The sequence below is a fragment of the Fulvivirga aurantia genome, from assembly GCF_009711475.1.
Taxonomy (GTDB): Bacteria; Bacteroidota; Bacteroidia; order Cytophagales; family Cyclobacteriaceae; genus Fulvivirga; species Fulvivirga aurantia.
This window is the reverse complement of sequence record NZ_SMMD01000677.1, coordinates 1-5,542: the sequence shown is the minus strand read 5'-3', so window position 1 is coordinate 5,542 and position 5,542 is coordinate 1. Positions and strand designations below refer to the sequence as shown.

Here is a 5,542-nt window from a genome sequence, read left to right as displayed (position 1 = left end):
ACCTAAGGTAGATTCAGAAGCGAAAATCAGAGAAGCTTACAAAGAGCATGTGCTCATGCATGGAGAGGATCCGGCATCTGTTTATGCTTTTACCAAAAATCTGAAAATAGAAGAGAGTACCTTTTACAATTATTTTTCTTCGTTTGAGGCGGTCAATCAGGCTATTTGGGCGGATTTTATGATGAAAACTTTGGAGGTGCTCAATAAAGATAAGAGCTATCAGGAGTTTATGGTAAGAGAGAAATTGTTGTCTTTCTATTATACGTTACTCGAAGTACTAAAATCTGATAGAAGCTTCGTGATGCTGAGCTTTAAAGACATAAAGAAAACAGAATTGAGCCCATCATTTCTAAAAGTTTTTAAAGAACACTTTCACGAATATGCTTCATCGTTAATTGACGAAGGGGTAGAAAATAGTGAAGTGCAAGACAGGCCTGTGATTGGTAAAAAATACCACGAAGCATTGTGGTTACAACTTCTATTTGTCATTAATTTTTGGTTGAAAGATACCAGTAAGCAGTTTGAAAAGACTGATGCTGCTGTTGAGAAAGCCGTCAGTTTATCATTCGATCTAATGGGTCCCGGACCACTGGATTCTATGATCGATTTTGCTAAATTTTTATACCACAATCGTTAAATGAAAGAGCAAATATCAATACCCACCTCAAAGGTGAAGCGTGCCTCAAAGTTTCTTAAAACGGGGGCAAAAGTAGGCGGCAATTACGTAAAGCACTACAGCAAAAAGTTATTCAATCCAGATTTAGACAGGTCAGAACTTGACCAGGACAATGCTGAAGATATATACGATTCACTCAGCGAACTTAAAGGCAGTGCGCTAAAGATTGCACAGATGTTGAGTATGGATAAGAATGTGCTGCCGACTGCCTATCAGGATAAATTTGCGATGAGTCAATATAGTGCTCCACCACTTTCATATCCACTGGTAGTCAAGACGTTTAAAGATAAACTAGGCAAAGGACCGGAAGAGATTTTTGAGACATTTACAAAAAAAGCAGTAAATGCTGCATCAATTGGTCAGGTTCATCAGGCTACTAAAGAGGGTCAGAAGTTTGCCGTTAAAGTGCAGTATCCTGGTGTGGCAGATAGCATAAGTTCAGATTTAAAGATTGTAAGACCAATTGCAGCACGGATGTTCAATATCAAAGCTGCCGAATTGGAGCAATACATAGGAGAGGTAGAAAATAAGCTTATTGAGGAAACTGACTATCAGCTTGAGCTCGAGACTTCAATGCGCCTTACAGAGGCTAGTTCCCATTTAAAGAACATCGTTTTTCCTACATACTACCCAGAGTTTTCTAACGATCGCATCCTTACCATGGATTGGATAGATGGGATACATTTAAAAGATTGGTTACAAACTAATCCCTCACAGGAAGAGCGGAATAAGATCGGGCAGGCAATGTGGGATTTTTATGATTTTCAGATACATGAGCTCAAAGAGGTGCATGCCGACCCACATCCGGGTAATTTTCTAATTACAAAAGACGGGAATTTGGCTATTATCGATTTTGGTTGTGTGAAGCAAATACCATTAGATTTTTACAATGCCTACTTCAAGTTATTGGCTGCCAACGTTCTTGATGATGATTTCGATCTGGACAGCCTGTTCTTAGAATTAGGATTTATAACGCCAAATGATACTGAAAAAGACAAGAAGTTTTTTGGTGATTTATTCAGAGAGATGATCACACTTTTAGGCAGGCCATTTAGAGCAAATACATTTGATTTTGGTGATGACGCATACTTTCAGCAGATATTTGAAGTTGGAGAGCGTGTTTCCAAAATGCAGGAGGTAAGAAAGTCTGCTTCAGCAAGAGGTAATAAACACGGCTTATATGTCAATCGTACGTATTTCGGCTTATATAACCTTTTAAATATGATGGGGGCGCAGGTTGCTATCCAAAATTAATTTTGTGTTGTAAAACACAAAAAGCTCTGCCATTCGGCAGAGCTTTTTTGTTACATAAATATCAAGCCTACAACTTTACTAACTCGGCATTGATATTATATTTATTAACTAGTTCTTTGGTAAATTTCATTGATCCGTGAGGAACGAAAATCTGGAATACACCTCTTTTGATATTAGCCAGTGTTTCCAATACTTTCCACTTGTTTACTAGTTTTTCAGTTTCTTTAATCTTACGGCTTATTTCGAAATAAGCCTTATTTCCCAGTCGGTTTAAAGCAGTTGCATCAGGTATATACTCATCAGAGTTATTTTGACTGACAAGTTTAGCAGGTGTCTCATAATCTGCATAATCTGCTTTAATTTCTATAAAACCCTTCTTCTCAATTTTCTGAATCATTTTCTGTAAGGTTGATTCATACCTTTTCTCTCTTGTCTTCTTTAGCATAAAGTTTATTCACATCGTTTGGTACATTAAGAGTATAATAAATAAGTAGCAGAAAATCAAGTATTTATCTATTTATTTTAAATAAAAATGCCGCTATTTCGATTGGTTTTGGTAGGTAGGTCGGTATGGGACTGAACAACAATAGGTCAAGCGTGTTTTTTGATTATCTCCACACACGTGTATTATGAATGATAAAATAATTGACTCCTTCGATAGGTATTGGTCTCAGGTTCTTGAAAATTTACCGGAAATAATTGTAGGATTAGTCTTGTTGGTTGTCTTCGTATTTATAGGTGTATTTTCCAGAAGGCTGGTACTTAACCGTCTTCAAACTCGCATACAAGACCGTCTCCTCTTAAACTTCGTGGGTAGGGTCGTCTTTCTTACTTTCCTTATAATCGGTGTGGTCATATTTCTTAATCAGGTAGGTTTAGGAAGTGCCGCTAGTGGATTGTTAGCAGGAGCCGGGGTGTCGGCACTAATCTTAGGTTTTGCCTTTAAAGATATAGGAGAAAACTTTCTTGCAGGATTTTTCCTCGCCTTTAGTCGTCCTTTTAGTATAGGAGATATAATTGAAGTCGAAGGCTTAGTAGGTTCTGTCAAGGCTATGAGTTTTAGAAATAGTCATATCCGTACGTTTGATGGTAGAGATATATTTATTCCTAACGCCATGATGATTAAGAATCCGCTAACTAACTACACCAAAGATGGGCTTATGAGACATGATTTCGTCATTGGTATAGATTATGGTGAAAATGTTGCAGATGCTACAGCAGCGATTTTATCCACCTTGTATAACATGTCTAATATTGTGCAAAAGGAGGGACTAGAACCTTTTGTAACGATAGAGAATTTTGGGACGAGTACAATAAACCTCAAGATTTACTTTTGGATTAACACCTACGACTTTTTAGGTTCTACCACGGTGCTCAAAAGCACGGTAATGCAACAGGTGGTAAACAAACTTATGAGTGAAGGCTTCAATCTGCCTGCGGATATAATTGAACTCAAAATTTACCAGGAAGGGCAGCCAATTCCTGTAGCGCTAAAAGATTTTGATAAGAAGGGGGGAGCTTAACGTATGAAAAGCTGGACTACTACTGTCTATGATTTTTACCTGAAGGTAATCAATAGTATAGCCTTTTACCCTACGCTTATAACCATAGCTTTTATGGGATTTTCTGTTGTGGTCATGAGTATTGAGTATGCAGAAATCATATTGGATTTGAAAGAGCATCTCAAATCATTTTTAGTACATGCCGAGGACAACGCACGCCTTATTTTAGGTACCATTGTGGGTAGCGTTATTTCTCTGATGGTATTTAGTTTTTCTATGGTGATGGTGGTGCTTAATAGTGCGACTGCGACACTTTCACCAAGAGTTTTACCAGGCCTTATCTCAAACAAATTTCACCAAACGGTTCTGGGTTTTTATCTGGGTACCATCATATTCAGTCTTATCCTGATTATCAATATCAACTCTGCGACCAGTGAGTACAAAGTGCCTTCTTTGGGGATACTGGTGAGCATGCTGTTGGTCATTGTTTGTCTGGGTCTCTTTGTGTATTTTATTCACTCTATTTCTCAAAAAATACAAGTTGATAATATATTAAATGGCATTTATAAAAACACCAAAAAAGAACTAAAAGAAGCAGATACTGACAGATCAGATGGAGAATTGCCTAACACAAAAAATTGGTACGATCTAAATGCAGGCTACTCTGGTTATCTCAAGAGAATAAATAAAGAAGGGCTTTTAAATTTTTGTAATGAACATGAAGTTAAAATCAAGGTGAAAGTACCTTTAGGCAGTTTCGTTGGTAAATATCATCCCTTTGTAATGACTAGCAAGAAACTGGATGAAGACAAAGCCGCTGATATAATGTCATTCTTCATTCTTTATCCCGAAGAGCGTATAGCAGATTATTACACCTTTGGTTTCAAGCAAATATCAGAGATTGCTGTTAAGGCTTTAAGTCCGGGAATTAATGATCCTGGCACAGCATTGAAAGCGATTGACTTGTTGTCGGATTTGTTCATTGAGGTCATGCAGATGAAAGAAGAGGTATGTATTACAAACAAAGATGAAGAAGTGACAGTGATACTTACACCAACTAGTTTTGAAGACCTACTTTATAGAATATTGGTGCCTATAAGATCGTATGGAAAGGAAGATATTCTCATACTGTTGAGGCTACTTGACTGCCTTGAGCATATGTTGTACGCATGTGATGATAATTTCAGAGATATACTGAAACGATTTATTAATAACATGATCGTATGCAGTCAAGAGTATATTTCTAATGAGCTTGACAAAGAGCGTATTAATGAAAAGTTGAAGTGTATAAATTCACATTTTAATGACAGTAGCCCGGTTGAGCTACTGTCGTGATGATAATTACTTTATCATAAAAACTGCTCTCATTTCAGAAGAGAGCGTAATTGTCTTAAACTCAAGGTTTGATTGATAACCAGCATCAGCAGATTCTTCTTTAGCGTAAGCCATACTCGATCTCATCATAGACACAGGTTGATATCCATATTCAATTTCCTGAACTTCTAAAACTCCGCCAATTTCCTCATCAATAGCCGCAAGTAAATATTCCGCTTTTTCCTTAGCAAGTTGAAGTGCCTTGATCTTCAATTCCTTCTTATAAGTTTCGATCTGAGAATGACTGTAATTATTGATACCTGAACTGTTTACGCCCTCCGGGTCGATCATGCTCATCAACTCGTTGATTTGCTTTACATCGCTAAGCTTGATGATAAAACTTTTCGTAGCCAAAAACTCGTCAGATTTCTTCTTTTTCCAATCCCAATTGTAACCATATAAATTTTCTACCTGGAGATTTTTTTCCGGAATCTTTAATTTTTCAACGGCCTTTACTAACTCCTTTTCGAGGTGATTGATATCGATTTTGCGAGAGCCATCTTTATACTCTTTCAAGGCGATTCTGAAGAAAATTTCATCAGGTATTACTTCCATGGTAGCAGCTCCTTTTACCTCTATAGACTTGCTTTTACTATGAGTTTTATCTTGTGCGTTCAGACAAAAACTTAATAATATTAGAATGGGTATGATTAATGATTTTTTCATTGGTTTTGATATTTAATGTTTGTTGTTATGATGCATCAATCTGAAATTTTCCATAAACATCGTGATTATT

General features: G+C 36.9%; 6 protein-coding genes. 4 read left to right on the top strand and 2 right to left on the bottom strand.

Annotation, left to right across the window (positions count from 1 at the left end):
• Together E1176_RS20585 and E1176_RS07185 are read left to right on the top strand one after the other, a co-directional pair.
• A partial coding sequence (locus E1176_RS20585; RefSeq protein WP_185152683.1) for a TetR/AcrR family transcriptional regulator occupies positions 1–637 on the top strand: 637 nt, incomplete at its 5' end.
• Positions 638–1,930, top strand: coding sequence for an ABC1 kinase family protein (locus tag E1176_RS07185; RefSeq protein ID WP_155209926.1), 1,293 nt, complete (start codon positions 638–640; stop codon positions 1,928–1,930).
• Between the two features lie 67 nt (positions 1,931–1,997).
• Here E1176_RS07185 and E1176_RS07180 read toward each other — a convergent pair whose 3' ends face one another.
• Positions 1,998–2,327 carry a hypothetical protein gene (locus E1176_RS07180; RefSeq protein WP_185152682.1) on the bottom strand — a complete coding sequence of 110 codons (330 nt, stop codon included), beginning with the start codon at positions 2,325–2,327 and terminating at the stop codon, positions 1,998–2,000.
• 232 nt (positions 2,328–2,559) lie between these two features.
• On the opposite strand from E1176_RS07180, the gene E1176_RS07175 reads away from it, so the two are divergent.
• Complete coding sequence (locus tag E1176_RS07175; protein ID WP_155209924.1) at positions 2,560–3,453, top strand: mechanosensitive ion channel family protein; 894 nt, start codon at positions 2,560–2,562, stop codon at positions 3,451–3,453.
• Between the two features lie 3 nt (positions 3,454–3,456).
• Positions 3,457–4,767, top strand: coding sequence for a DUF2254 domain-containing protein (locus tag E1176_RS07170; RefSeq protein WP_155209923.1), 1,311 nt, complete (start codon positions 3,457–3,459; stop codon positions 4,765–4,767).
• A gap of 6 nt (positions 4,768–4,773) precedes the next feature.
• Here the strand turns inward: E1176_RS07170 and E1176_RS07165 are convergent, their stop codons facing one another.
• On the bottom strand, positions 4,774–5,472 hold the full coding sequence (locus E1176_RS07165) for an SIMPL domain-containing protein (protein ID WP_155209922.1): 699 nt from the start codon (positions 5,470–5,472) through the stop codon (positions 4,774–4,776).
• Between the last annotated feature and the right edge of the window lie 70 nt (positions 5,473–5,542).